A 26,046-nucleotide genomic window follows, 5' to 3' on the forward strand; every position below is an offset into this window, starting at 1 on the left:
GATTCCCCTAAGGAACGAGGCGATTGTCGCGCAGTTCAGGTACGCGCAATTGCGTCTCCACTGCTTCACTGAGAGCTTCGCCCCAAAGAGACAGGCGGCGATGAGTAGCTAGTGGAGTCTTCGTTGTTGTCTGGATCGACTCGACAAACCGTTGATTGGTGTCGCAGAGTTCACGGAAAGCACGTTCGACCTCTGCCGCGCGAGAGAGGGCTTTGACTCGAACACCCTCTTCCGAGAAATAGTAAGTCATCACATCGAAAACAGCCCGATTAAAGCGCCCCTCATACTTACCGCCCGCCCAACGATAAAAGGCGTTATCACCAAAAACCTTGAACGTTGCCTCGATAGCCCGATTGCAGTTTCCCCCCACCTGCTTAATGCGAACTTCTTCCTTCTCCCATTGTGCATTCAGGAGATTTACGGTATCGTCAAGAAACTTCTTTAGGTTGCCGGTATATTCATCCAGGGTGAACTGGAATCCGAAATATCGCAACAAAACTTCCACGTCGCGCATTCGAAAGTCTGGCTTGTCAATCCGCAAAGCCGCTCGCAACCATTCACTTTCGGACGCACAGTCGTCAAGGAAATCCGTGAAAGGGCCCGGATGTAGAGCCTGACGAAGCTCTTGGGGTGAAAGCTTGACGCTCCCTGTATTGAGTCGCAGGAAGACCAGGTTGAGGAAATCTTCATTGGGCCAACGGCGCACTACAACGGTTCGAATTGTCTCATTTAGGAGCGAGTTTAGATCGTCAACATAACTGTCATCGCTCTCCATTTTTCGCAACGTGGCGAGCCGCAAATCGTCACGAACTTCGAGGCCCGTGAGCGAGAACCCTTTGAAATCCTCCTCCTCTGCTGATGCCGCAAAGGATGAGCCCGCCGCGAACTGCCGGAGAGCCAGAAGTCGCTGCTTTCCATCCAGTACAATGAACTTTCCGCGCCGGTTCTTATCTTCCGCCAAAACAATCTGGGGAATCGGCAAGCCGAGGATCAGCGATTCGATGAACCGACTCTTTCTCGGCTTGTTCCATGCATCTCGGCGCTGAAACCGCGGGTTGAGCTGGATATTACCTCGCCGCAATTGGCTAAGGATTGTTTCGGCTGTCCAGTCCGTATCCGTAACAACGGCCCGCGTAACCTCCTCAGAGGTTACCGACGCTGTGGTGTCCTCTTCTTCACCATCCACGTCGTCCCAGTCGGGCACGTCATTGCTCGCCACGTTGCTCAGCACCTCTCACACGACGGTCCAAGGGGCTTCAAGCCTCCCTCAACTCACCTAGTTTCGCAGATTAGTTCGCTGATGGGTACGGTCAGCGAGATCTTGATCGCAGTTGGTGTTCCGTAGAGATCGGGGCAGTGTGCACAGGGAGTCCCTGACACCACGGGCTGGACGCAGGGTCAGCACAGCCGCTGTCGTCCTTCGATCGATCAGGAAAACCAACGCCCCAGCCCGGCTCAGGTTCGCACCGCCGGCCACAACGACGTCCAACGCCCTGCCCGATACCCTGCCCCCATGATTCGCGCAGTGGTCTTCGACGTCGGTGAATGCCTCGTGGACGAGACTCGGGAGTACGGCACCTGGGCCGACTGGTTGGGGATCCCGCGGCACACCTTCCACGCGATGTTCGGGGCCGTCATCGCGCAGGGGCGGGACTACAGGGAGACCTTCCAGGAGTTCCGCCCGGGGTTCGACCTCTACGAGGAGCGGGAGAAGAGGGCGGCGGCGGGACAGCCAGAGTCGTTCGGGGAAGCGGATCTCTATGCTGACGTCCGCCCGGCTCTCGCGGCACTTCGCGCCAACGGGCTGTGGCTCGGGATCGCAGGCAACCAGACCGTACGAGCCGGGCAGATTCTCCGGACGTTGTTCTCCGATGACGTCGACCTGATCGGCACGTCCGACGACTGGGGGGCCAGTAAGCCCGATCCCGAGTTCTTCAAGCGGGTCGCCGACGCCGTGCCCTTCGACACCGACGAGATCCTCTATGTCGGCGATCGATGCGACAACGACATCCGACCGGCACGGGAGGCCGGTATGCACACCGCGCTCGTGCGCCGCGGGCCTTGGGCGACCATCCAGTGGAACAGCTCCGAGGCGACGGAGCTGCCGACCTTGCGAGTGCGGAGTCTGCTCGAACTACCGGAGCTCGTCCGCGAGTTCAACGACTCAGCACACTGAGGGTCGTCGACCAGTCGTACAGGCGATCGTCCAGGTCACGGACGCAACGCTCGTGCTGATAAGGGACGAGCGCGCGACGGACTTCTCGTACGCGGTCCATACCGGTGGCGTACCAAGTGACGGCCAGTTGATCGAGCGCCTGGCCGGCGTACTCGCAGGCCTGCTCCGGGTTTCCTGACGCGGCCTCGACGGCGGCCAGATCGCCGTACACGACAGTGCGCTGTTTGTCCTCGCCCGGCGCCATTGCCTCAAGTGCGCCCAACAGGCTCTCGCGTGCCTGCGGGAGGTGCCCCGCGATCAACTGCGTGTTTCCCTTGAACGCGGCCAGACGTGCGGGAGAAAACCAGTCCATCCATTCTGGCGAGGAATGCTCATTGCCGGAACAGAGGACGTCTTCGGCGTGCCCGATCAAGTTCAGTGCGGTCCGGGTGTTGCCGCATCGGGTCTCACACTCGGCCTCGACGGCGTCCAACCATGCGAGGAACTCCGCCGACGCGGGTGCGCGGCGCGCGTACGTGCGTGCTGCGATCATTCGTTCCAGGGCCGCTTCGCGGTCACCGACCCAGCCGGGCAGAAAGGCCATGTGGGCGATGACCCCCGCGCCGAGGAGGGAGTCGTCGGCCTCACCGGCTGCCTGCAGAGCCAGGAGGAGCGTGTTGCTCGCCGTGCTCGGTTCACGCAGGTCGAAGAACTCGATGCGCCCCGCCAACAGGTAGGTCTCCGCCAACGCCGCCGCGATCGTCAAGCGAGTGGAGCCCGTCGTCTCCGGGAGCAGCGCGCAGCCCAATGTCGCGTGTGCGACGACAGCGGGGTGCAACTTGGTCGGTGCCACGGACCAGTAAAGCCGACGGTGGGAACGGGTCACGGCCTCGAAATCCGCACCCGCTGTGGAGGGTTGGGACACAGCGAGCGCCCGACCGGAGGCCACTGTCAGTCCCAGGGTGACGGATCCGCCAGCGATCAGGCTGCGCCGCGTCTGGTCGGGCTTCGGGCCGTCGGTGCCCCACGGGGGCGTGAATCCGAGCGCCTCCATGTTCTGGCCGAGGAGATGTACGAGCACCCGCTGGCAGTCCGGCTGGGGCCAAGGAGGATTGTCCGACTCCCAGCGCCTGACCTGCCGTGCTCCAACAGACAGCCCTCTTATACCCATCTGCTGTGCGCTCTTGGTGAGTGCGTCCGCCAAGTCCTGCTGCGAGTTGTAGCCCGCGGCCACACGGGCGGCCTTGAGTCGGACGTTGCCTGTCGGGCGAGGCACGGGACACCTCCGGGATGGCTACTTCGAGGGTCCCACACTACGCCCGCTCTTGAGCAACGTACCACTCCTGAGACGTTAAATAGGCCCTCTACAAGTCCTTTCAGAGGCCGCTAGAAGTCCTAGAAGGGGCGGGCTTGAAGGGGGACGCTGTGTGTCCTACCCGACCACGAGACGACAGGGGCGGCCCGTGTGGACACAGCAAGCGTTGGACAGGGCGATTGCCGAATGGCTCGTTGGAGCACATCCGGTACCTGAGCGGGCGTGGGCCGAGTGGACGACGCAGGGCGTCGCACTGCTGCCGCTCGGACAGCGGTTCGCCGCGGTGCGCATGCCGTCCGTCGTGGTTCACGCAGCCGTTTCGTCAAGCGAGCGTGATGAAGTGGCAGTGGCTCTGGGGCGGTTGCTCGGCGGCTCGATCATCTACGATCGCCGCGTTTCCGGGGGCACGTACTATGCCCTGATCCAGCCGCACGCCGGGCTCGTCTGGGCGTATGCCGAGGTCGCGACCTGTATCGGCACCGGCACCTACCTGGGCGTGCCGCGACTCGACCGACAGCAGCCTCCCGGCACCTACTGGGTCATCCCGCCGCGCTACGAGGGTGACCTGTGCGCGCCTCGGGACATCGTCGATCTGATCAAGGCCGGGCGGTCGCGATGCGAAGAGCAGGCTGAGCCCTCGCCACGACAGCAACCCATGTACGTCCGCGCGCCGCGTGCCGTCTGAGCCCACGCTCCGTGCCGTGCGGCCTGTCTCCTGCGCGCGGCATCCACGAACTCCCGCCCGGATGGGCGGCGGCGGTCAGGCACGGCCGCGACAGATCGCCAGGAAGGTGCAGCAATGCTGGACGGAACCAGTCTGTACGAGCTCGACATCACCAGCGTCTCCTTCGTGAAGGCGTGCGGCGGCCCCTGCACCGAAGGGTGCGTGACCCTCGCCCGAATTGGTGAGAACGCCTGGGCCCTGGGCGACAGCAAGCGGCCGGATGCCGAGCCGTTGCGGTTCACGACGGAGGAGTTGGACGCGGCCGGCATCGATCCGGCGAAGTTCGGGGTGTCCGTCTGAGCGACGGTCTCCTTGCAACCGGTTCCGGTCCCGGCGTGGCACCGGGACCGGTCCCCCCGACACCCTCCACACCGGACAGGGGTGACTGGTGCACCATCACGGCTATCTCTGGGCAGGCCCGAAGGAGCGCTTCGACGAGGAGGGGCTACGGCGTCCACCGCATCCCGATCCCCCCGGGGTCGGCAGCAAGCCGGAGCTCGTTCAGCGCTACCGCGAGGTGGCAGCCGGGTTCCCGACCATCGATCTCCCGCCGCTGGAACCGGCCTACTGGCTCGTCAAGCCGGGTTCGTTGGTGCGCGGTACCTGGGACCATCCCAAGGAAGCCGTCGGTTGGCTCGGGGAACGGTTGGCCGAGTACACGCACCGGTTCGCCTTCGAGGAGGCTCGCGATGTCGGACGTATGGCCGCATGTCTCAACTCCGCTTTCGAAAGGCTCGCATGGGGTGGCGACGTAACGCTGGGCTTCTATCTCGAACGGCCGTCGTTTCTGTCTCTGGCGGTGGTGACCTGCTCTCCAAACCGTTCGAGGCCCGAACTGGGTTGTCCGGTCCAGTAGTCAAAGCGCGCGCCGAGCGACGGAAGAGATCGCGTGCCCGAAGGGCACACAGCCGGATGACCAACACGATCACCCAGACCGAGAGCGCACAGCCCGCAGCGGCACCCAGGTCTGCGGCGCCGCTGGAGACCATCGGTGATCTTCGAGCCGCGCTTCGGTCGGGGCTTGGCTTCCCGGGCGGCCGGGAGGCCTTCGAAGCAGATCTGCAGCATGCGTTGGAGGCGTCCTCGGACACGGACCTCGACGCTGTCGTCGCGGTGATCGTCGACTACCGGGGCAGGATTCGCCTCTACCAGGACCCCGAATTCGACATCGCTGTGGAGGAGGGCGTCGACCTCGCGGCACGCCTGAAGCAGGGGGAAGCCTAGGCCGCCGCAAGGAAAGGCAGGCCGGCCCTCCTCAACCCCGCCGACATCGCTCAGCTCCAGCACCGCTACCGACATGAGAGCCCTGCCGTGCGCGGCGCCGAATGCTGGTTTCCCGTCTGCTGCGGGCTTAACCTGCGGCCATGTGGGGGCAGGGATCTTCGTGGGGCAAGAACAGGGCGTCTCTCGCAGTGCAACGTCGTCGGCTCGACCGGCAAGTGCGTCGTACCCGGCGAAGGCAGCCGCCGTCCCCGGTGGAGCCTCGGTCCGCCCGTCGCCGCGTGCGGCTCGGGCTGGGGATCGTGGGCGCGGTGTGGGCGACAGTCGTCCTCGCGGACGCGGGACTCATCCGAACCCATGTGTTGAAGGGGACGGACACCGGAATCGCCACGGCGGCCGGATTCGTCGCCGGCGTGCTGACGTACCTGATCTGGCTCGGAGATGCGGTCACGCCGCACGTCTCCACCGTCGAGGGGCGACAACTCGTCTCTGCCCGCACGATCACCGGCGTCCGCACGATCGAGCTGGACGCTCTGGCCAGTGTCCGACGATTCGCTGCGATGGGCCGATACGGCGTCACAATCGATGAGTTGCGCCTGAAGGACCGGCACGGGCTTCGCTTGACGATCGGCCATGACACACGGGCGGAGCGCGCCATACGCCGCGCCGTCATGAGGGCGGATGCCCAACCGTTCGACGCATCGGTGAAAGTGACCAGGCACGCCCGCAGCCGCCTGGGCTTGGAGCCGCACTCGTCCGTTCCCGGTTCTGTGCATTTGTTCTTCGGCGTGTGGGTCATGCTTGCAGCGCTCCTGCTGCCTGCGCTGGGCAGCTACACGATCGCCTGTTTCCTGGCGGGGACCAGCGCGTGGAGTTCGGCATCAGGTCATTGACCGCAACGACACCGACGGGGCGCATCGCCCTGACAATCGACAACCCGCCGCACTACGCATGCCTCCCCCACCGCCCCCGATGCACCACCTCCCCCACCCCCCTCCGCCGCTCCACAACCCGGCCGCTCTGCGCCGGGACGTCAGCCGCGCGGTAGCCCACCGTGATGCCCCCGATGGGGTCGTACTCCTCCGGGACCCCGAACTCCTTCCGGAACGGGGTCAGATGCTCGGGCATGATGCCGAAGAAGCAGGCGCCCAGGCCCTCGTCGACGGCGGTCAGGAGCATGAGGAGGGCTGCCATGCCGGTGTCGATGTACCAGTACGGGGCCGGCCAGCGGGCCTCTGCGCGGTCCTGCCAGCCCTTGTCGGGCTCGGCGTAGCGTTCGAGGTAGGCGGCCTTGTGGGCGAGGGGGACGACGACCAGCGGGGCGTTCTGCATGGTGGGGGTCTTCTCGACGCGGGTCGGGACGTGCGGCCAGAAGCGGGCGCGGTCGGCCGGGTCGGTCAGGGCGAGGAAGGCCCAGCCCTGGGAGAAGCCGGCGGAGGGGGCGCGGAGGGCGGAGGCGAGGACGCGTTCGATGACGTCCGGGGGCAGGGGCTTGTCGGAGTAGTGGCGGATCATGCGGCGGCGACGTACGACCTCGGAGAACTCCATGGGGATTGCCTGCCACAGCCGCCGGGAGCGGAAACGGCGGCCGCCGGTCCGATGCGGCTCCTTCCGGTCAGCCTTCGGACGGCTCACCCCCGTCGCCGTTCAGGCGCCGGAGCAGCCCCAGCAGCGCGGCCCGCTCGCCCTCCCCCAACCCCTCGAAGCACTCCGCCAGCACTCGGTCCGCCACCTCGTGTCCGGCCGCGAGTACGCGCTCCCCCTCTGCCGTCAGGTGATGTTCGATACGGCGGCCGTGGCCGGGGCGGCGGTCGACCAGGCCCTGGGACGCCAGGCGCCCGACGAGGCCCCCGAAGGCCTGCTCGGTCTGGAACGTCGTCGCGGCCAGCTCACGTGCCGAGGCACCCGGCGTACGGCTGACGGCGCGCAACGCGTCCCATTGCGCCAGGGTCGTACCGACCGCCGTCAACGCGGTGTCCAGTGAGCGGTGTTGGCGGTACTGGGCCTGCTTGATCGTCTGGCCGAGGAGTTGCAGGTCAACGTTCATGGGGCAAGCCTACTCCAGAAACTAAGCTTCCTTATATAAGGATCCTTAGTTACACTCGTCGGCATGACCTCAGAGACCAGCACCTCAGACACGGCCACCTCAGACACCGCGATCCTCACCATCGCCGAAGCAGGCCCCGCCCTCGGAACCGGCGTCCGCCCCGTCCTGATCCTCCACGGCGGCGGAGGCCCGCTGACCGTCGCCCCCATCGCCCGGCACCTGTCCGAGGCCGCCGCCCACACCCTCACCCCCGTACACCCGGGCTGGGACGGCACCCCCCGCCCCGACTGGTGCACCGGTGTCGACGACCTCGCGCTCCTCTACCTGCACCTGCTGGAGGACCGCGGACTGGAGGACGTGCTGGTCGTCGGCTCCTCCCTCGGCGGGTGGATCGCCGCCGAGATGGCCGTACGGGACACCGCGCGCCGTATCACCGGACTGGTACTGATCGACGCGGTGGGCGTGTACGTCGAGGACGAACCGATCGCCGACTACTTCGCCCTCGACCCCCGCGCCGCCGCCGACCTCTCCTGGCACGACCCGGACCGCTACTACATCGACCCGGCCCAGCTCCCCGCCGACCAACTCACCACCCGCCAGGCCAACATGGCGACCATGCGTGCCCTCGCCGGCGCCCCCTACATGCACGACCCCAAGCTGCTGCGGCGCCTGGCCCGGGTCCGGCAGCCCGCGCTGCTCGTCTGGGGCGAGAGCGACCGGATCGTCACCCCGGCCTACGGCGCCGCCTACGCGGCCGCCTTCGCCGACGCCCGCCTGGAGATCGTCCCCAAGGCCGGCCACCTCCCCCAGCTTGAGCAGCCGAAGGCGACGTTCGACCTGATCGACGCCCATTTGCGACGGACGGCGGCGGCTGTCTGACGACGCCGAGGATCCGTCGATGGGGTCAGTTGATGTGATGGGTCAGTTCCGCCCGGCCGAACAACAACGCGTAACCGGGCGGGAGTTGTCGCAGGACGCGGTCCACCAGGTCGTCGCCGGCGAACTTCGGCAGGACCGACAGGACCGAGCTGACGTCCCAGCGGGCCGTGGCCGGGGTGGCGCCCTCGACGCGGGCCGCCACCGAGTCGACGAACTCCTGGGCGGTCAGGGGGCGGGTGGCCGGGATCTGGGCGGCGATCAGCCGGGCCGCCGCTTCGGGCAGGGCGCGGGCGAGGTCGACGCGCTCGTCGCCGACGACGTGGCCGCCGAGGGCGGACAGGACGATCCGGGTGACCCGTTCCGCCTCCGTTCGGGTCGGGTACTGGCCCAGGTCCCGTACCTTGTCGATCAGTTCGCTCCATGCGGTGTCGGTCCGCTGGGCCTCGATCGTGCTGGGCGCCGTCGTCACGGTCATGGGCGGGCTTCTCCTCCAGTGCGCGCGGGGTCGTAGCCGCGTCCCGCAGACGGCCGGTGTGGCACGGACTGCGGGACGCGACGGCTGAACCGGTTACTGCCGATTACTGCTGGTTACTGCCGACTACTGCCGGATTACTTGCCGATCTGCTTGTGGTCGCGACCGCCCGAGATCTGGATGCGGCGCGGCTTGGCCTGTTCGGCCACGGGGATGCGCAGGGTGAGCACGCCGGCTTCGTACGAGGCGTCGATGCGGTCCGTGTCGAGGGTCTCGCCGAGGAAGAGCTGACGGGTGAAGGAGCCCGTGGGCCGCTCGGCGACGATCAGCTCGGCGCTCTCGGGGGCGGGGCTGCGACGCTCGGCGCGGACGTTGAGGACGTTGCGCTCGACGTCCAGCTCGATCGTCTCGGGGTCGATGCCGGGGAGGTCGAAGTGGACGATGAAGTCGTCACCGGACCGATAGGCGTCCATCGGCATCGCGACGGGGCGGGCGTTGGAGCCGAGGACCTGCTGCGCGAGTCGGTCGAATTCGCGGAACGGGTCGGTACGCATGAGCATCACGGGTCACTCCTCTCTTACGGGGCTGAGGTGCGATGCCCTACGGCTTCTTATATAGCTCGAAGGAGGAAACTTGACAAGCCTCGACTCAGGTACGAGAGCCGGCCCAGGTGGGGGTTAGCCTCAGGGATCTCGGGGGGCGTATCAGTCAAAGCGGCAGGAGGCAGACATGGCCGGGGTTCCCAGCGCGGTGGTCGCGGCGGGCGGGCTGGTAGGCGGGTACGGGGTGGCCCGCTGGACGAAGAAGCGGCAGCTGGGCGGGGCCGTACTGGCCCTCGCCGGTGCCGCGGCGGCGCAGCAGTGGCGGCAACGGGCGGGCAGGAAGGCGGCGGGGGCACTGACCGCCGCGTACGTCGCCGGGTTCGCGGGATCGCATCCGCTGGCGAAGAAGGTGGGCGCGTGGCCGGCGGTGTTCGGCGTGGCGGGTGCCGTGGCACTGGCGTCGTGGGCGGTGGCGGACCGGCAGCGGTAGAGGCGCGGGCGGAGTTTTCGTTATCGGTTTCGCGTGCGCCCGTCTCCGAGGCATGCACGCGACACGAGAGATCAGCCGCCGCACCCTGCTGAAGGCCACCGGCGCCGCGGCCGGGGCGGCCGGTATCGCCACGGCCACCGCCGCCCCCGCCTCCGCGGCCGCCGGCTACGCGCACCCCGGGCTCCTCCACACCGGCGCGGACCTGGCCCGTATGGCGGCGAAGGTCAAGGCCGGGGCGGCGCCCTACACCGCCGGGTACGCGAAGCTGACCGCCAACCGGCACGCGCAGAGCGGCTGGAGCGCGAACCCGCAGGCGACGGTGTACCGGGGCGCGGGCTCCCCGCAGAACTACACCATCCTCTACAACGACATCCACGCCGCCTACCAGAACGCCCTGCGCTACCACGTGAGCGGCGACAGCGCGCACGCCGACACGGCGGTGGCGATCCTCAACGCCTGGTCCTCGAAGCTCACTTCACTCCAGGGCTCGGCCGACCGCTTCCTCGCCGCGGGCCTCTACGGCTACCAGTTCGCCAACGCGGCCGAACTGGTCCGCGACCACGCCGACTTCGACCTCGGCCGCTTCCAGCACATGCTCACCAAGGTCTTCGCAGCGCTCAGCGAGGACTTCCTTCTCCACCACAACAACGCGGTCGTCACGAACTACTGGACCAACTGGGACCTCACCGCCATGGCCTGCGTCCTGGCCACCGGCATCTTCTGCGACGACAGGGCCCAAGTCGCCCGCGCCGTCGACTACTTCAAGCACGGCGACGGACTCGGCTCGATCAGACACGCGATCCCCGTCGTGTACGACAACGGGCTCGGCGAATGGCTCGAGGCGGGCCGTGACCAGGGCCACGCCCTCCTCGGGGTCGGGCTCATGGGCACGATCTGCGAGATGGCGTGGAACCAGGGCATCGACCTGTACGGCTACGACGACAGCCGGTTCCTCAAGGGCGCGCAGTACGTGGCGAAGTGGAGCCTGGGCGGACAGGTGTCGTACACCGCGAACACCCGGCGCAAGGGGGCGATCGGCGGCTGGTCCGGCACGGAGACGGCCACGGCGGCGGCGGGCGTCGACCCGAACATGCGGCGGCCCATCTGGGCGATGATCGCGAACCACTACACGAAGCGGCGGGGTATGTCGGCGACGTACCTCACCCAGATCGCCGCGAAGACGGCCCCCGAGGGCGGGGGCGGCGACTACGGCCCCAACAGCGGGGGGTACGACCAACTGGGCTTCGGCACCCTGGCATACACCCGGGACCGCTCAACGAGCCCTACGGCATCACCGACCCCGGCCGCGGCGGCGGCCACGACACCATCACCGTCGACGTCGGCCACAGCCAAGAGCACCCCCGCCTCGCCCAACGACCTTGCGGCCACGGGGTCGGGGGACGTGATCGGTTGGACGGCGGCGGCGGGAGTCACGGCGATCGCCGGCGGCCTGCTCTTCCTGCGCCGCCGGGACAGGATCCGACGCGACGGCGCCGAATAGAACCGCGAGCCACAGTGCACGGGCGGTGTGACGCAACCCGGCGCAACGGGGCACCGCCCGCGCCCACCCGTGCCGCCACCCCGCGGCACGCCCCGCGGGGTGGCGGGGGTGTCGCGAACGCGCAGGCGTGGTTGCGCCGCAGGCATGGCAACCACGCCAACCACCCGCGCCTGCGCCTACGCCGTCGCCGTCCCCGGCTGCTCGCGCCGGGACCGCGTCCGTGACGAGACCGCCGACGCCGCCGCCGCGGTGAGCGGCTTCGCGATGTCCTCCAGGGACCGCCGCTCCGCCCGCACCGCCAGGAACGCCGCCACCAGCCCCGCCGCGCACATCAACGCCGCGCCGATCTGGAACGCCAGCACCGTGTCGCCGACCTTCCCCGTCCCCGTGAGGTCCGCGAACAGCAGCGGCCCGCTGATACCACCGGCCGCCGTACCCAGCGCGTAGAAGAACGCGATCGACATCGCCCGCGTCTCCATCGGGAACACCTCGGACACCGTCAGGTACGCACTCGACGCCCCGGCCGACGCGAAGAACAGCACCACACACCAGCACGCCGTCATCGTCGTCGCGTTCAACGACCCCCGGTCGAACAACCACGCCGTACCGAACAGCAACAGCCCCGACAGCAGATACGTACCGGAGATCATCACCCGCCGCCCGACCGTGTCGAACAGCTTCCCCAGCAGCAGCGGCCCGCAGAAGTTGCCCACCGCGATGACCGCGAAGTAGTACCCCGTGTCCCCGGTCGGCACGTCGAAGAACGTCGTCAGGATCGCCCCGAACCCGAACGTGATCGCGTTGTACAGGAACGCCTGCCCGATGAACAGCGAGAACCCCAGGATCGACCGCCGCCGGTAGTCCGCGAACAGCGTCCGCGCAATCTCGACGAACGAGACACTCCGCCGCTGATGGATCGTGATCTCGCCCTCGGGCCGGTCCAGCGCCCGCCCCTTCTCCGTCTCGACCCGTTCCTCGATCGAGGTGACGATCTCCTCGGCCTCCTGGTCCCTGCCATGGATCAGCAGCCACCGCGGACTCTCCGGAACATGCCGTCGTACGAGAAGGATCACCAGCGCCAGCACCGCACCCAGCGCGAACGTCAGCCGCCACCCCACGTCCTTGGGCAGCAGATCCGTGTTCAGCGCGACGATCGACAGCAGCGACCCGCCGACCGCGCCCAGCCAGAAGCTGCCGTTGATGATCAGGTCCACGCGCCCGCGGTAGTTCGCCGGGATCAGCTCGTCGATCGCGGAGTTGATCGCCGCGTACTCACCGCCGATGCCGAAACCGGTCAGGAAACGGAACGTGAAGAACCACCAGCTGGAGAACGACACCGCGGTCAGCGCGGTCGCCGCGAGATACACCGCCAGGGTGATCATGAACAGCTTCTTGCGGCCCCATTTGTCCGTCAGCCGCCCCCAGAACAGGGCACCGACACACGCACCCGCCACATACAGCGCGGCGGCGACGCCGGTGATCTCACCGGAAGTGATCGGCAGCCCGCTCCCGGACTCCGACAGACGGCTCGCGATGTTGCCGACGACCGTGACCTCCAGGCCGTCGAGGATCCACACGGTCCCGAGACCGACGACGATCGTCCAGTGCCAGCGTGACCAGGGCAGCCGGTCCAGGCGGGCAGGGATAGTGGTGGTCACGGTGCGGCCGGTCTCGGCCTGCGCGGTGGTCATGGGCTCCCTCCTCAGTGCTCCCTCTTCGTCGAGAGGAACCCGATGCGAGTGCCCGCTGTCACCGGCCTTACGCCGACAGCGACCACCCCTGAGCCCGCACCACCCGGGACACCCTCGCCCCCACCACCCGGGACGACGTCAAGCCCCCACCCACCCGAGACGACGTCAAGCCCCCACCCACCCCAGACAACGTCAAGCCCCCACCACCCCCAGACAACGTCAAGCCCCCACCACCCGGGACAACGTGAAGATCAGCAACCCCGCCAACGACCCCACCACCGTGCCGTTGATCCGGATGAACTGCAGATCCCGCCCGATGTGCGCCTCGATCTTCCGCGTGGTGTGCTCGGCGTCCCACCCGGCCACGGTGTCCGTGATGAGCGAGGTGATCTCCTTGCGGTAGGTGGTGACGACGTACACGGCCGCCCCCTCCACCCACCCGTCGACCTTCCCCTGCACCTTGGCATCGACGGCCATCCGCGCCCCCAGCGACAGCAGGGACGCCCGCACCCGCAGCCGCAGCTCACTGCGCTCGTCCTCGGCCGCGGCGACGATCATCGAGCGTACGGCCGTCCACGCGGAGGCGATCAGGTCCTGCACCTCGCCCCGCCCCAGCACCTCCCCCTTCAGCCGCTCGACCCGCGCCCGCGTGTCCGTGTCGGACTGCAGGTCGGAGGCGAAGTCGGACAGGAACCGGTCCAGTGCCCCACGCGCCGGATGCGACGGCATGTCCCGCATCTCGGTGACGAAGCGCAGCAGCTCCTTGTAGACCCGCTCGCCGACCTTCCTGTCGACGAACCGCGGTGTCCACCCCGGCGCCCCGCCCTGCACGGCGTCCATGATCTCGGTGTCGTGCCAGACGAGCCAGTCGTGGGCCCGGGTGACGACGAGGTCGACGACCCGCCGGTGCCCCCCGTCGGCGACGACCTTCTCCAGCATCTTCCCGATGCCGGGCGCGATCTCCTGCGCGTCGGCCCGCCGCGTGATCGCCTCCCCGACCACCGCCTGGACGTCCGAGTCCCGCAGCACGGTCAGCGCGCCCCGCAGCGCGGCCGACAGTTCCGCGGTCACCCGGTCCGCGTGCTCGGGGTCGGCGAGCCACGCGCCCAGCCGGCTGCCGATGCCTACGGCGCGCAACCGTTGCCGTACGACGTCCTCGGAGAGGAAGTTCTCGCCGACGAACTCACCCAGGGAGACCCCCAGCTGGTCCTTCTTCGTCGGGATGATCGCGGTGTGCGGGATGGGCAGGCCCAGCGGGTGGCGGAACAGCGCCGTGACCGCGAACCAGTCGGCGAGCGCGCCCACCATGCCGGCCTCGGAGGCGGCGGCGACATACGCGGCCCACGCACCGGCGCCGGAGTTGTCCGCCCACTTGGCGAGGACGTACACCACGGCCACGAACAGCAGCAGCCCGGTCGCCGTGAGCTTCATCCGGCGCACCCCGCGCTGCCGCTCCTCGTCGGCGGCGGTGAAGGTGTTCATGGCGCGGGCGGCCGTACCAGGACCGGCGGGACCACCGGAACCGGCGCGACCGGCCCGACCGCCGGACGGGACCGACCGAGCACCGCCGGTCGAGACCGACCGAGTTCCGTCGGACGAGACCGACCGAGCGTCCTCTCCGCGCTCCGTCTGCTCTATCGGCTCCACCGCACCACCCGGCCCCGATTCATCCACTTTCGCACGTTCCATCCATCCACCCGTTCGTGATCCCCTGCACACATTGTCCCTTCCTGACCGACTCCCGGAACGGACGGAGAGTTCCCGGCGTCTGCCATCATTGGGATGATCACTTCGGAGCCTCGGGCTCCCATTTGTCCGAGGAGACACGCACCGCATGACCAAGCGTCATGGTTATGCCCTGCTTTCCGCGATCGTCGCCCTGATCGTGGGCCTTTCGGCCGCCATATACGTCGGTGCCGGCGCCGACGACGGAAGCATCGGCACCGCCGCTCTCGGCAAGAACGGCGCCCCGCACAACCCCGCCGCCCCCGCCTCCACCGGCGTCTGGGTCGGCGCCTGGTCCGCCTCGCCGGCGGGCGCCGAGCCCGGCACGGAGACCGAGGGGCTGGCGGGCCGTTCGGTCCGCAACGTCGTCCACACGAGCGTCGGCGGTACGAGTGCCCGCATCACGCTGTCCAACCTCTACGGCCGGTCGGCGCTGACCATCACGCACGCGTCGATCGCCGTGGCCGTCACCTCCGACAGCGCGGCGGCGAACGGCGAGAGCATGCGACGGCTGACGTTCGGCGGCAGCACGACGGTCGTCGTCCCGGCCGGTCGCCAGGTGCTCAGCGACGTGGTGCGGATCCTCGTCCCGCAGGGCGGCGACGTCCTGGTCACCACGTACTCGCCCACCGCGTCGGGCCCGGTCACCTACCATCCGCGCGCCCGCCAGATCTCGTACGTGGCGGACGGCGACCTCACCGAGGACACGTCCGGCGCCCCCTACACCGTGCAGACGCCGTACTGGCGCTACCTCACCGCGCTGGACGTGCTCAGCAACGACGCGCACGGCACACTGGTCGCGTTCGGTGACTCGCTCACCGACGGGATCACCTCCACGCTGGGCGCCAACCACCGCTGGCCGGACGTCCTGTCGCAGCGGCTGCGCACGGCGCTGCGGTCCGGCCATGACGTGCCGCGCTACAGCGTGGTCAACGAGGGCATCAGCGGCAACCAGGTCCTCGCGAGCGGGCTCGGCCGTCCCGCCGACAACCAGAGCGGCTTCGGCCGGTTCTCCCGGGACGTGCTCTCCCGTACGAACGTCAGGGTCGTCGTGATCGACCTGGGCGTCAACGACATCCTGCGCAACCGCCGCCTCGCCGACCCGGACAAGGTCGTCGCCGGTCTGCGCACGTTGGTCGGCCAGGCACACGCCCACGGCATCAGGGTCGTCGGCGCGACGCTGATGCCCTTCCAGGGCCACCGCGGCTACAGCGCGGCCCGTGAGGAGGTGCGGGAGGAGATCAACGCCGAGATCCGCTCGGGGCGGGTGTACGACACCGTGGTCGACTTCGACAAGGTCCTGCGGGACCCGTACAACCCGCGCAGGCTCAGCTCCGACTACGACTCCGGCGACCATCTGCACCCCAGCGACCGGGGCTACGAGCGGATGGCGGACGCGATCGACCTCACGTCCCTGAAGGGCTCCCCGTCGGCACGGCTCTGACCGCTCACCAGTCGTCGTGACGGCGCCGGTCCCGCCGCTCCCGGTGCCGTTCGCGGCGCTCCTCATGCCGTTCCCGGCGCTCCTCGCGCAGGTCGCGGCGCCACTCGCGGTGCTCCTCCAGCATCCGCAGATGGTCGCCGTACCCGTCGTCCAGGGCCCGCCCCTCCTTGTGCTCCAGCTTCTGCCGGCGGCGCTCCTCCTTGAGGCGGCGGCGTTCCTCGCGGGTCAGTTTGCGCTCGACGCCGACGCCGCCCCAGAAGGCGAACCCGGTGATGATCACGCGCGGGGCGCCGGGCTCGGCCGGTACGCCCTCCTCGCGGTGGTCGAACCCGCCCATGATCCCGATGCCGCGCACGACGACCTCGACGCCGGGCGGCACGATGACGTTCACCCCGCCCATGATCGCGACGCAGTTGATCTCGACCTCGCGGTCCGCGAAGTTCGCCTCGCGCAGGTCGAGTTCGCCGCCGCCCATGAGGGTGAAGCAGTTGAACCGCCGGGGCACGGTCCAGCGACCCCGGCGCTCGAACCCGGACATCACGGCGACGGCCCACGACGAGGACCCCTCGCCGCCGACGATCCGGCCCGCCCAACTCCCGCTCGACTCGGGCTCCTTGGTCAGCGACACGGGGGGCGGGGTGACTCCGGCGACCGGCAGGTCACGGGTGATCGGCGTCAGTTCGCCGTACGTCCGCGCCTTGTACGTGGCCTCCAGCCGCTCCTCGAACTCCTCCATGTCGAGACGGCCCTCGGCGAGGGCATCCCGCAGGACCTCGGCGACTCGTTCACGGTCGGCGTCGGATGCGCGAAGTTCCGGGACTGGGGCGTCTTCGGTCATGGCAGCAGCCTACGAGTTCCCCCGACGGGAGGCTATGAGACTGCTTCACCGGGGCGGAAGGTTACGAGACCGCTTCCCCGGGGGGGAAGGTTACGAGACCGCTTGCCCCCGCGGGAGGCTACGAGACCGCTTGCCCGGCCGCGCCGGACGCCTCGCCCGCGTACATCCTGGCGATCACCGCCTCGATGTCCGGCTCCCGCACCGACAGGTCCACCAGCGGATACTCCGCCGCGACCCGCGCCACCAGCGCCGCCGCCGACTCGGCCGCCGGGAACGCCAGCCACTGCCGAGGGCCCTCCACCCGTACCACCCGCGCGGGCGCCATCTCGATCGGCGGCAGCTCCCGTTCCAGGTCGACCACCAGGGTCCGTTCGCTCTCGCCGACCTCGTGCAGCCCGGTGAGCGGGCCGTCGTACATCAGCCGTCCGTGGTCGATGACCATCACGCGCGAGCACAACTGCTCGATGTCCTGCAGGTCGTGGGTGGTCAGCAGGACGGTCGTGCCGCGCTCGGCGTTCAACTCCCGCAGGAATCCACGCACCTTGGCCTTGGAGATGACGTCGAGTCCGATGGTCGGCTCGTCGAGGTAGAGCACCTCGGGGTCGTGCAGCAGGGCCGCCGCGATGTCGCCGCGCATCCGCTGGCCCAGTGACAGCTGCCGTACCGGCACGTCCAACAGGTCGCCGAGTTCGAGGAGTTCGACGCAGCGGTCGAGGTTCTCGCGGTAACGGGCTTCGGGGATGCGGTACATGCGGTGCATCAGCCGGTACGAGTCGATCAGCGGCAGGTCCCACCACAGCGTCGTACGCTGCCCGAACACCACGCCGATGCGGTGGGCGAGGCGGGTGCGCTCACGGGAGGGGTCGATGCCTGCGACCCGCAGCCGGCCGCCGCTCGGGGTGAGGATGCCGGTCAGCATCTTGATCGTCGTGGACTTCCCGGCGCCGTTCGGCCCGATGTAGCCGACCATCTCACCGCGCGCCACGGTGAAGGAGATCGAGTCGACGGCACGGACCTCGCGCCGCTCCCGTTTCATGAAACCGGTCTTCTTGCGCACGTCGAAGACCTTCTCGACGCGGTCGAGTTCGATGAAGTGATCGGTGTGATGATCGGTGCGGTTACCGGTAACTTCCTCGGTGACGTCCTCGGTGACGTCCTCTGTGACCTGCTCGGTGACGTGATCGTCCACAGTCCTCAACAGTCCTTACCAGTACCAGTCGTCAACTTCCCGTACTCCGATACGACCTGAGCCCCGCCCGCCACGCCAGCCCCGCGAGCGCGCAGCACGCCCCCGCCACCAGCGGCGGCGCGAACGCCACCCAGCTCGGCAGACCCAGCGGGATCGGCCGCCCCAGCACATAGGCGGCCGGGATCCAGGTGACGAAGGCCAGCGGCAGCAGGAAGGTCACCCCGCGCACCAGCTCCCGCCCGAACACCGTCGGCGGGTACTGCAGCAACGTCGCGCCGCCGTAGGTGAACGCGTTCTGCACCTCGGAGGCGTCCTGCGCCACGAACTGGAAGGCCGCGCCCGCCACGAACACCGCGCAGAAGATCGCCGCGCCGCTCAGCACGGCCACCGGCATCAGCAGCAGCCTCAGCGGCGTCCAGTGGATGTCGACGGCCGTCAGCGCGTACCCGAGGACCAGCGAGCCCTGCGTGATCCGCCCGAGCCGGCGCAGCGCGAAGCGGTCGGCGGCGACCTGGGCAAGTACCGGCGCCGGACGGACCAGCAGCGTGTCCAGGGTGCCGTCGCGCACCCGCTGTCCGAGCCGCTCCATCGAGCCGATCGCCAGGTCCGCGAGCCCGAACGCGACGCTCGACAGGCCGTAGAGGAAGGCCACTTCGGGCAGCGGCCAGCCGCCGAGCGCGTCGATCCGCGAGAACATCAGCAGGATCGCGACGAAGTCGAGCGCGGTCACCGCGAAGTTGGCGAACGTCGTCATCGCGAAGGACGCGCGGTAGGCCATCGTGGAGCGGATCCACATCGCGCCGATCAGCCGGTAGGCCCGCAGCCCCTCCATCAGGCGGCCACTTGTCGCCGCTCCCGCCTCAGCCACCCTGAACGACCACCCTCCGTGTCGCCACCGACTGCACCAGCCGCCCCGCCGCCAGCAGCGCCACCGCCCACGCCCCCTGGAAGGCGAAGGTGCCCCACGGGTCGGCCGCTCCCAGCAGCAGGTCGGCCGGTTTCTGCAGCAGCGACGACCACGGCAGATCCCGTACGACGTCGCCGAGCGTCCCCGGAAACACGTTGAGCGGCAGCATCATGCCGGAGCAGAAGAACCCCGCGAGCATGGTCATGTGGGTCATGCCGGTGCCGTCCATGAACCAGAACGTGAGCAGCGCGACGAGATAGCGGATACCGAAACTGACCACGGTCGCCAGCAGAAGGGAGACGATGAACGCCGCCCAGGTCGCCGGGTCGTGAGGCAGCGCCACCTTGAAGAGCAGCGCGCCGAACGCGAACGGGATCACTCCCCGGCCCAGCAGCTGGAACAGCGTGCGACCCAAGTCGGCGGCCATCCACCACAGTTGGAGGTCTGCGGGCCGGTAGAGGTCGATCGCGATGTCGCCCGTGCGGATGCGCTCCATCAGCTCGGACTCGACACCGCTGCCGCCGATCGCGAGCGCGGCGAAGATCGCCTGTCCCAACCACACATAGGTGACGGCCTGCGCCTGGTCATACCCTCCAAGGTGTGGCTTCTCGTCCCACAGGGCGAGGTACGTGTACACCAGGATCAGGCCGAAGACGGTGTTGGTGAACACCCCCGCCGCAGTGGCCGCCCGATACGTCGCGTACCTTCTGAATCCGCCCGCAGCGACGGCGACGTACAACCGTCCCGAGCCCACGCCACAGCCCTCCTCAGCCCGCCCGGCACCGAAGCGCAGGAGCCTACTGCCCTGGCAGTGACGCACGCCACGCATTTTCCGGGCCGGAAGCGTGCCGTGGTCCGGGAACGGAACGCTTGGTGCGAGAGTCTTCAACAGGGGGCGCAGAAGGCGTAAGAGGACGTACGGGAACGTACGACGCGAAACAGGAGTCCGAGCAACACATGAGCGACGAGCCGCAGCAGCCGAACCAGGCCTCGGCACCGAGTGACCCGCCGCAGGGCACCGAACAGCCGGGGGCGGCAAGGTCGACCGACACTCCCGGGCCTTCGGATGGGCCGGGTGGTGCGGTGACACCAGGCGCAGTTGATGATGTTGCGGCTGGTGGGGTGACTGAGGGTTCTGCGGCTGAGGGTTCCCCTGCCACCGGAGCCGGTGAGCGTTCCGGAGCTGCCGCGACGGCGGATCGGGAGGGAGACAAAGCTGAGCGGGCCGACGCGGCTGAGCGGGCCGGCGCGGGCGAGCGGGTCGGAGCAGACCGGCAGGCCGGTGCGGCTGAGCGGGCCGGCGCGGGCGAGCGGGCCAAGGCAAGCGAGCAGACCGGAGCAGACCGGCAGGCCGGTGCGGCCACACGGGAACGGGGTTCCGGTGAGGCCGGTGTGTCCGGCCGGTCCGAGGTGTCCGGCAGGTCGTCCTCGTCCGGGGTGGACGCCGTCGAGGCCCCCACGGAGTCTTTGCAGCGGCCGGAGACGCCGGACGCGTCCGCTCGCCCCAAGTTGACCGACTCCCCCACCCAGCGTCTGGCACCCGTGCGCGCCGAAGACGCTGATCGCCCCGGGGGGGCAGGCCGGCCCGGGGCAGCCTCAGGCGCGGGGTCCCGTACTCCCGGCGCACCCACCCCACCTCAGGCGTCCGGCACCCCGGCCTCCACCCCGGCGCCCGGCACCCCGGCCAAGTCCCCGGCGTCCGGCGCGTCCCCCCGCACCCCCCTCACCGATTCCCCCACCCAGCGTCTGGCTCCCGTGACGCCCCCGTCGAAGAGGACGGCGACTCCTGGCGCGCGGCTCACCGGGTCCCCGCAGGGCGCCGCGTCCGCCGCCGCTGCGGCCGCCGCGGCTGCTGCTGCCGCGGGCGGTGCGGCTGCCGTGGCGGGGGCCGCGGGCGGTGGTGCCGGCGGGGCCGGTGGTGGTGCCGGGGCAGCGGGTACCGCTGCTGCCGGGGCCGCGGGCGGCGGTGTCGCGGCCCCTGGCGGGAAGAAGGGGAAGCGGCCCAAGCGGACCGGGTGGCGGCGGATCATTCCGACGTGGCGGATGGTGCTCGGCACCTTCGTCGTCGGCGTGCTGCTGCTGGTCGGCCTGTTCTTCCTCGGGTACTCGCTCGTGAAGATCCCGCCCGCCAACGCCCTCGCGATGAAGCAGGCCAACGTCTACCTCTACGCCGACGGCTCCCAGATCGCCCGCGACGGCGAGGTCAACCGGGAGAGCGTGACCCTCGCCCAGGTCTCCAAGGACGCCCAGCACGCCGTCCTGGCCGCCGAGGACCGCGACTTCTACACCGAGTCCGCCGTCGACCCCAAGGCGATGCTGCGCGCCGGCTGGAACACCGCGACCGGCAAGGGCAAGCAGTCGGGTTCGACGATCACCCAGCAGTACGTGAAGAACTACTACCTGGCGCAGGAGCAGACCGTCACCCGCAAGGTGAAGGAGTTCTTCATCTCCATCAAGCTGGACCGCGAGAAGTCCAAGGACGAGATCCTCGAGGGCTACCTCAACACCAGCTACTTCGGCCGCAACGCCTACGGCATCCAGGCCGCCGCCCAGGCCTACTACGGCCTGGACTCCACCGACCTCGACCCGGCCCGCGCCGCCTACCTCGCCGCGCTCGTCAACGCGCCCAGCGAGTACGACGTCGTGGCACACCCGGAGAACAAGGCGTCGGCCGTGGCCCGCTGGAACTACGTCCTGGACGGCATGGTCAAGAAGGGCTGGCTGACCGAGTCGAAGCGGGCGACCCTCAAGTTCCCGATGCCGAAGGAGCAGACCCTCTCCACCGGCATGTCCGGCCAGCGCGGCTACATCGTCAAGGCCGTGGAGAGCTACCTCGCCGAGAACAAGATCGTCAGCTCCGACCGGCTCGCGGCCGGCGGCTACCGCATCACCACCACCCTGGACAAGAACAAGCAGAACGCCTTCGTCAAGGCCGTCAACAACCAGGTGATCGACCACCTCGACAAGAAGAACCGCAAGGTCGACAACTACGTCCGGGCCGGCGGCGCCTCCGTCGACCCGAAGACCGGCAAGGTCGTCGCGATGTACGGCGGCATCGACTACGTCAAGCAGTACACGAACGGCGCGACCCGCGGCGACTTCCAGGTCGGCTCCACCTTCAAGCCCTTCGTGTTCACCTCGGCCGTCCAGAACCACTCCCAGACGCAGGGCGGCGAGATGATCACGCCCAACACCTACTACGACGGCACCAACAAGCGCCCCGTACAGGGCTGGGCCGGCGGAAGCTACGCCCCCGCGAACGAGGACGACGTCTCCTACGGCAACATCACCGTGCGCACCGCCACCGACAAGTCCGTCAACGCGGTGTACGCGCAGATGGCCGTGGACGTCGGCCCGACGAAGGTGAAGCAGACGGCGGTCGACCTGGGCATCCCCGCCGACACGCCCGACCTGACCGCGACCCCGTCCATCGCGCTCGGCGTGAACACCGCCAGCGTCCTCGAGATGGCGGAGGCCTACGCGACGCTCGCGAACCACGGCGAGCGGCACACGTACACGATCATCGCGTCGATCACCAGGAACGGCGAGAAGGTGGAGCTGCCGAAGGACACCACCACCCAGGCCGTCAGCCGGGAGGCCGCCGACACGACGACCTCGATCCTGCAGAGCGTGGTCGAGAACGGCACCGCCACCGCCGCGCAGGACGCCGGCCGCCCCGCCGCGGGCAAGACCGGTACCGCGGAGGACGACAAGGCGGCCTGGTTCGCCGGCTACACCCCCGACCTGGCGACGGTCGTCTCCGTGATGGGCCAGGATCCGGTGACCGCCCAGCACAAGTCGCTGTACGGCGCGATGGGGCTGCAGCGCGTCAACGGCGGTGGCCCGCCGGCGCAGATCTGGGCGCAGTACACCAAGGCGGCGCTGAAGGGGCAGTCGGCGAGCGACTTCGACCTGCAGCTGATGGCGGGCGCCGACGAGACCCAGGCCCCGCCCCAGTCGACGGCCCCCGGCACCGGCGGCCAGGGCAACGGCGGTACGACCACCACGGGCGGCCAGACCGACCAGGGCCCGACCCAGGGGCAGACCAACGGCGGCACGACGACGACCGGCGGGACGCCCACGACGGGCGGCACGACGACCACCGGCGGCACCACCGGCGACACGACGGGCGGCGGCACGACGACGGGCACGACCAACGGCGGCACCACGACGGGCACGACGAACGGCGGTACGACGACCGGCACCACGGGAGGCGACACCGCCGGCACGAACGGGAGCACCAACGGCGGCACGAACGGAGCGGACACCGGAGGCACGACCACCGGCACGGCGGCGGGCTTCCAGTCGACCAGCCGCAGACAGTCGTGACGCCTCACTGACCAAAGGAACGACAAAAAGGGCTGGTGACAGTGGTCACCAGCCCTTTTTGTCGTCCTTGAAACCCGTACTCGAACCGCTGACCGCTGACCGCTGATCAGAGATAGAGGCCCGTCGTGTCCTCGGAGCCCTCGAAGCGGTCCGCGGCCACGGCGTGCAGGTCGCGTTCGCGCATGAGCACGTACGCCACACCCCGTACCTCGACCTCGGCGCGGTCCTCGGGGTCGTACAGGACGCGGTCGCCCGGCTCCACCGTGCGGACGTTCTGGCCGACGGCGACGACCTCGGCCCACGCCAGCCGCCGCCCCACCGCCGCGGTGGCGGGGATCAGGATGCCCCCGCCGGACCGCCGCTCACCCTCACCGGTCTCCTGCTTGACCAGCACCCGGTCGTGCAGCATCCGGATGGGCAGCTTGTCGTGGGTGCTCTGCTGGTTTCTGTTGGCGCTCACGTCCCGAACCTACAGCTCTCCGTCAGCTCTTGCGCCGTCGGGTGCCGAGAGCGAGCAGCCCCACCAGGCCCACGGCGACCAGGGCGACCGGCACGATCCGCTCCAGCCGGGGCGCGCCCTCCTCGTCCACGAACCGGGCCCTGACGTCGGTGACGGCCTTGTTGACGCCGACGTACGCCCGGCCCAGCGTGTGATCGATGTTGGACACGACCTTGGCCTTGGCGTCACCGACGATGGTCTTCGGGTGCACACGCACCCCGATCTCGTCGAGGGTCTCGGCCAGCACTACGCGGCGGGCTTTGATGTCCGCCTCGATCTGCGCCGGGGTTCTGGTGTCCGACGTGTCCGCCACCGTGGGGCCTCCGAAGTCAGCCGATGCCTTGTTGTCGCTTGTTCTGGACAGTCTGTCAGCTCCGCGCGCCGCCGCACTGTCAGGACCCCCGGTTACGCTGTTCCGATGAGCGAGCGACTCCAGCCCGGGGACGTGGCCCCCGACTTCACCCTCCCCGACGCCGACGGCAACGACGTCTCCCTGTCGGCCCACAAGGGCCGCAAGGTCATCGTCTACTTCTACCCGGCGGCCCTCACCCCGGGCTGCACCAAGCAGGCCTGCGACTTCACGGACAACCTCGACGTCCTGGCCGGCGCCGGCTACGACGTCATCGGCATCTCCCCGGACGCCCCGGAGAAGCTGGCGAAGTTCCGCGAGAAGGAGTCCCTGAAGGTCACGCTGGCGGCCGACCCGGACAAGAAGGTCACCGAGTCCTACGGCGCCTACGGCGAGAAGAAGAACTACGGCAAGACCTACATGGGCGTCATCCGCTCCACGATCGTCGTCGACGAGGAGGGCAAGGTCGAACGGGCCCTCTACAACGTCCGAGCCACAGGCCACGTAGCCAAGATCATCAAGGACCTGGGCATCTGAAGGTCCGTCTCTGCTGCTTTAGCGGCCCGCACCGGGATGCCCTGGTGCGGGCCGCTTCACGTTTCGGGCGTGACTGTCCGATGAGCTGTTCGTTACTCCGTACGAGCCGCGAACGCGCGGCCGGGACGGAGGGGACTCATGGGGGCCAGTTCGTACACCAAGGAGCGGCTCACACAGGCTGTCTCCGAGTCCCGCAACTGGGCCGACCTGATGCGACGGCTTGGCCTCCGTACAAGTGGAGGGCAACGACGAGTACTGCAGGAGAACGTGGCGAAGCACGGGCTCGACACGAGCCACTTCGTGAAGCGCAGTCCATGGCGCAAGTACCCGGACTCCGCCATCACAGAAGCCGCCGCCTCGTCCTCCTCGCTGCGCGAAGTAGCCCTGAAGCTGGGTGCCATCCCGGCGACCGGCACCCTGTCGCACATTCGTCGCCGCATTCACGCGGCAGGCATCGACATCAGTCACTTCCCTGGCATCAACCGGCCCGAACTGGACCTTCCCTTCACCATTGAAGAACTCAAGGCAGCCGCAGCAGCAGCGACCAGCGTGCGGGGGGTGGCACGCACCCTGGGCGTACCGGACGACAGCCGCTCGCGGGCGACCCTGAGCCGCATGCTGCGAGACCGAGGCATCGACACCGGACACTTCTCGCACCGACGCGTACCGATTCCCGAGAACAGGCTCCGCGAAGTCGTCGAGTACGCCACGAGCTACGCCGACGTAATGCGCGACCTCGGCTTGACTGTGAACAACACCAATCACCGGCGCGTTCGACGGGTGGTATCTCGACTCGGCCTGGACACCAGCCACTTCAAGCGCAAGACGTGGGCACAGCCGGAGCGCCCGGCCCCCGAGCCCATCTCACACCGGGTACTGATCGTGCTGCCCTCGGACGCCGGACGGACGAACAGATCTCAGCTCCATCGGGCTCTGGCCGAGATCGGCGTGCCGTACACATGCGAGACCTGCGGCAACACGGGCGAGTGGCTGGGTCGGCCCATCACTTTGCAGATCGACCACATCAACGGCGACTGGCGCGACAACCGTCGGGAGAATCTGCGATACCTCTGCCCCAACTGTCACGCGTTGACGGAGACGTGGTGCCGTCAGAAGGCGAGGGATCCCCTCGTCGCGTAACGCCCTCTACCCGTACACTGAACGCTGCCGGTCGAGTACGATGACCGTTTTT

Annotated in this window: 27 protein-coding genes; 13 read left to right on the plus strand and 14 right to left on the minus strand. The window is 68.7% G+C overall.

Annotated features, from left to right (window positions below):
• Positions 1-7 precede the first annotated feature (7 nt).
• Positions 8-1,219 carry a DUF262 domain-containing protein gene (locus MKW14_RS07600; protein WP_240860108.1) on the minus strand — a complete coding sequence of 404 codons (1,212 nt, stop codon included), beginning with the start codon at positions 1,217-1,219 and terminating at the stop codon, positions 8-10.
• Positions 1,220-1,513: 294 nt separating this feature from the next.
• Here MKW14_RS07600 and MKW14_RS07605 point away from each other — a divergent pair, with 294 nt between their 5' ends.
• Positions 1,514-2,176 carry an HAD family hydrolase gene (locus MKW14_RS07605; RefSeq protein WP_240860110.1) on the plus strand — a complete coding sequence of 221 codons (663 nt, stop codon included), beginning with the start codon at positions 1,514-1,516 and terminating at the stop codon, positions 2,174-2,176.
• Here the strand turns inward: MKW14_RS07605 and MKW14_RS07610 are convergent.
• The gene (locus MKW14_RS07610; protein WP_240860117.1) at positions 2,157-3,431 is read right to left on the minus strand and encodes an NsdA family TPR-like regulatory protein; all 1,275 of its coding nucleotides are present in this window, start codon (positions 3,429-3,431) and stop codon (positions 2,157-2,159) included. The genes MKW14_RS07605 and MKW14_RS07610 overlap by 20 nt on opposite strands.
• A gap of 187 nt (positions 3,432-3,618) precedes the next feature.
• On the opposite strand from MKW14_RS07610, the gene MKW14_RS07615 reads away from it, so the two are divergent.
• The 5 genes from MKW14_RS07615 to MKW14_RS07635 all read left to right on the plus strand — a co-directional run bounded on the left by MKW14_RS07615 (position 3,619) and on the right by MKW14_RS07635 (position 6,308).
• A complete protein-coding gene (locus tag MKW14_RS07615) occupies positions 3,619-4,155 on the plus strand; it encodes a hypothetical protein (RefSeq protein WP_240860120.1) in 537 nt (178 codons plus the stop codon).
• Between the two features lie 114 nt (positions 4,156-4,269).
• Complete coding sequence (locus tag MKW14_RS07620) at positions 4,270-4,494, plus strand: DUF397 domain-containing protein (protein WP_240860122.1); 225 nt, start codon at positions 4,270-4,272, stop codon at positions 4,492-4,494.
• A gap of 88 nt (positions 4,495-4,582) precedes the next feature.
• On the plus strand, positions 4,583-5,050 hold the full coding sequence (locus MKW14_RS07625; protein ID WP_240860124.1) for a hypothetical protein: 468 nt from the start codon (positions 4,583-4,585) through the stop codon (positions 5,048-5,050).
• 56 nt (positions 5,051-5,106) lie between these two features.
• Positions 5,107-5,418 (plus strand): DUF6247 family protein, encoded by a 312-nt coding sequence (locus tag MKW14_RS07630; protein WP_240860127.1) that lies wholly within the window; start codon positions 5,107-5,109, stop codon positions 5,416-5,418.
• A 278-nt stretch (positions 5,419-5,696) separates the two neighbouring features.
• On the plus strand, positions 5,697-6,308 hold the full coding sequence (locus MKW14_RS07635; protein ID WP_240860130.1) for a hypothetical protein: 612 nt from the start codon (positions 5,697-5,699) through the stop codon (positions 6,306-6,308).
• Between the two features lie 52 nt (positions 6,309-6,360).
• On the opposite strand, the gene MKW14_RS07640 is transcribed toward MKW14_RS07635, so the two are convergent.
• Both MKW14_RS07640 and MKW14_RS07645 read right to left on the minus strand, forming a co-directional pair.
• A complete protein-coding gene (locus tag MKW14_RS07640; RefSeq protein WP_240860133.1) occupies positions 6,361-6,963 on the minus strand; it encodes a nitroreductase family protein in 603 nt (200 codons plus the stop codon).
• 67 nt (positions 6,964-7,030) lie between these two features.
• Entirely contained in the window at positions 7,031-7,462 is a 432-nt protein-coding gene (locus MKW14_RS07645; protein WP_240860135.1) for a MarR family winged helix-turn-helix transcriptional regulator, read from the minus strand.
• A 63-nt stretch (positions 7,463-7,525) separates the two neighbouring features.
• Here MKW14_RS07645 and MKW14_RS07650 point away from each other — a divergent pair, with 63 nt between their 5' ends.
• Positions 7,526-8,341 (plus strand): alpha/beta fold hydrolase, encoded by an 816-nt coding sequence (locus MKW14_RS07650; protein ID WP_240860139.1) that lies wholly within the window; start codon positions 7,526-7,528, stop codon positions 8,339-8,341.
• A 25-nt stretch (positions 8,342-8,366) separates the two neighbouring features.
• On the opposite strand, the gene MKW14_RS07655 is transcribed toward MKW14_RS07650, so the two are convergent.
• The gene (locus tag MKW14_RS07655; RefSeq protein ID WP_240860141.1) at positions 8,367-8,816 is read right to left on the minus strand and encodes a DUF2267 domain-containing protein; all 450 of its coding nucleotides are present in this window, start codon (positions 8,814-8,816) and stop codon (positions 8,367-8,369) included.
• Between the two features lie 134 nt (positions 8,817-8,950).
• Positions 8,951-9,373, minus strand: a complete 423-nt coding sequence (locus MKW14_RS07660) for an Hsp20/alpha crystallin family protein (RefSeq protein ID WP_240860462.1) — start codon at positions 9,371-9,373, stop codon at positions 8,951-8,953.
• 169 nt (positions 9,374-9,542) lie between these two features.
• Here MKW14_RS07660 and MKW14_RS07665 point away from each other — a divergent pair, with 169 nt between their 5' ends.
• Both MKW14_RS07665 and MKW14_RS07670 read left to right on the plus strand, forming a co-directional pair.
• Positions 9,543-9,845: a hypothetical protein gene (locus MKW14_RS07665; protein ID WP_240860143.1), complete on the plus strand. Its 303-nt coding sequence runs from the start codon at positions 9,543-9,545 to the stop codon at positions 9,843-9,845.
• A 52-nt stretch (positions 9,846-9,897) separates the two neighbouring features.
• Entirely contained in the window at positions 9,898-11,346 is a 1,449-nt protein-coding gene (locus MKW14_RS07670) for an alginate lyase family protein (RefSeq protein WP_240860145.1), read from the plus strand.
• Between the two features lie 176 nt (positions 11,347-11,522).
• Here MKW14_RS07670 and MKW14_RS07675 read toward each other — a convergent pair whose 3' ends face one another.
• Together MKW14_RS07675 and MKW14_RS07680 are read right to left on the minus strand one after the other, a co-directional pair.
• A complete protein-coding gene (locus MKW14_RS07675) occupies positions 11,523-13,037 on the minus strand; it encodes an MFS transporter (protein WP_240860146.1) in 1,515 nt (504 codons plus the stop codon).
• Positions 13,038-13,256: 219 nt separating this feature from the next.
• A complete protein-coding gene (locus tag MKW14_RS07680) occupies positions 13,257-14,726 on the minus strand; it encodes a DUF445 domain-containing protein (RefSeq protein WP_240860148.1) in 1,470 nt (489 codons plus the stop codon).
• A gap of 145 nt (positions 14,727-14,871) precedes the next feature.
• Here MKW14_RS07680 and MKW14_RS07685 point away from each other — a divergent pair, with 145 nt between their 5' ends.
• Positions 14,872-16,206: an SGNH/GDSL hydrolase family protein gene (locus MKW14_RS07685; RefSeq protein ID WP_240860150.1), complete on the plus strand. Its 1,335-nt coding sequence runs from the start codon at positions 14,872-14,874 to the stop codon at positions 16,204-16,206.
• A gap of 4 nt (positions 16,207-16,210) precedes the next feature.
• Here MKW14_RS07685 and MKW14_RS07690 read toward each other — a convergent pair whose 3' ends face one another.
• The 4 genes from MKW14_RS07690 to MKW14_RS07705 form a co-directional block, all read right to left on the minus strand.
• Positions 16,211-17,044, minus strand: a complete 834-nt coding sequence (locus tag MKW14_RS07690) for a DUF1707 SHOCT-like domain-containing protein (RefSeq protein WP_240860152.1) — start codon at positions 17,042-17,044, stop codon at positions 16,211-16,213.
• Positions 17,045-17,162: 118 nt separating this feature from the next.
• A complete protein-coding gene (locus MKW14_RS07695; protein WP_240860464.1) occupies positions 17,163-18,134 on the minus strand; it encodes an ABC transporter ATP-binding protein in 972 nt (323 codons plus the stop codon).
• Positions 18,135-18,264: 130 nt separating this feature from the next.
• Complete coding sequence (locus MKW14_RS07700; protein ID WP_240860466.1) at positions 18,265-19,065, minus strand: ABC transporter permease; 801 nt, start codon at positions 19,063-19,065, stop codon at positions 18,265-18,267.
• A gap of 28 nt (positions 19,066-19,093) precedes the next feature.
• Entirely contained in the window at positions 19,094-19,894 is an 801-nt protein-coding gene (locus tag MKW14_RS07705) for an ABC transporter permease (RefSeq protein WP_240860160.1), read from the minus strand.
• A gap of 992 nt (positions 19,895-20,886) precedes the next feature.
• On the opposite strand from MKW14_RS07705, the gene MKW14_RS07710 reads away from it, so the two are divergent.
• Complete coding sequence (locus MKW14_RS07710) at positions 20,887-23,469, plus strand: transglycosylase domain-containing protein (RefSeq protein WP_374116547.1); 2,583 nt, start codon at positions 20,887-20,889, stop codon at positions 23,467-23,469.
• Positions 23,470-23,575: 106 nt separating this feature from the next.
• Here the strand turns inward: MKW14_RS07710 and MKW14_RS07715 are convergent, their stop codons facing one another.
• Entirely contained in the window at positions 23,576-23,878 is a 303-nt protein-coding gene (locus MKW14_RS07715) for a GroES family chaperonin (RefSeq protein ID WP_244373722.1), read from the minus strand.
• A gap of 73 nt (positions 23,879-23,951) precedes the next feature.
• A complete protein-coding gene (locus MKW14_RS07720; protein ID WP_133046336.1) occupies positions 23,952-24,281 on the minus strand; it encodes a DUF3618 domain-containing protein in 330 nt (109 codons plus the stop codon).
• A 105-nt stretch (positions 24,282-24,386) separates the two neighbouring features.
• On the opposite strand from MKW14_RS07720, the gene bcp reads away from it, so the two are divergent.
• Both bcp and MKW14_RS07730 read left to right on the plus strand, forming a co-directional pair.
• Positions 24,387-24,854, plus strand: coding sequence for a thioredoxin-dependent thiol peroxidase (gene bcp, locus MKW14_RS07725; RefSeq protein ID WP_240860170.1), 468 nt, complete (start codon positions 24,387-24,389; stop codon positions 24,852-24,854).
• A 267-nt stretch (positions 24,855-25,121) separates the two neighbouring features.
• The gene (locus MKW14_RS07730; RefSeq protein ID WP_240860173.1) at positions 25,122-25,994 is read left to right on the plus strand and encodes an HNH endonuclease signature motif containing protein; all 873 of its coding nucleotides are present in this window, start codon (positions 25,122-25,124) and stop codon (positions 25,992-25,994) included.
• The last annotated feature ends 52 nt before the right edge of the window (positions 25,995-26,046 follow it).

The organism is Streptomyces gilvus (assembly GCF_022513565.1).
GTDB classification, from domain to species: domain Bacteria; phylum Actinomycetota; class Actinomycetes; order Streptomycetales; family Streptomycetaceae; genus Streptomyces; species Streptomyces gilvus.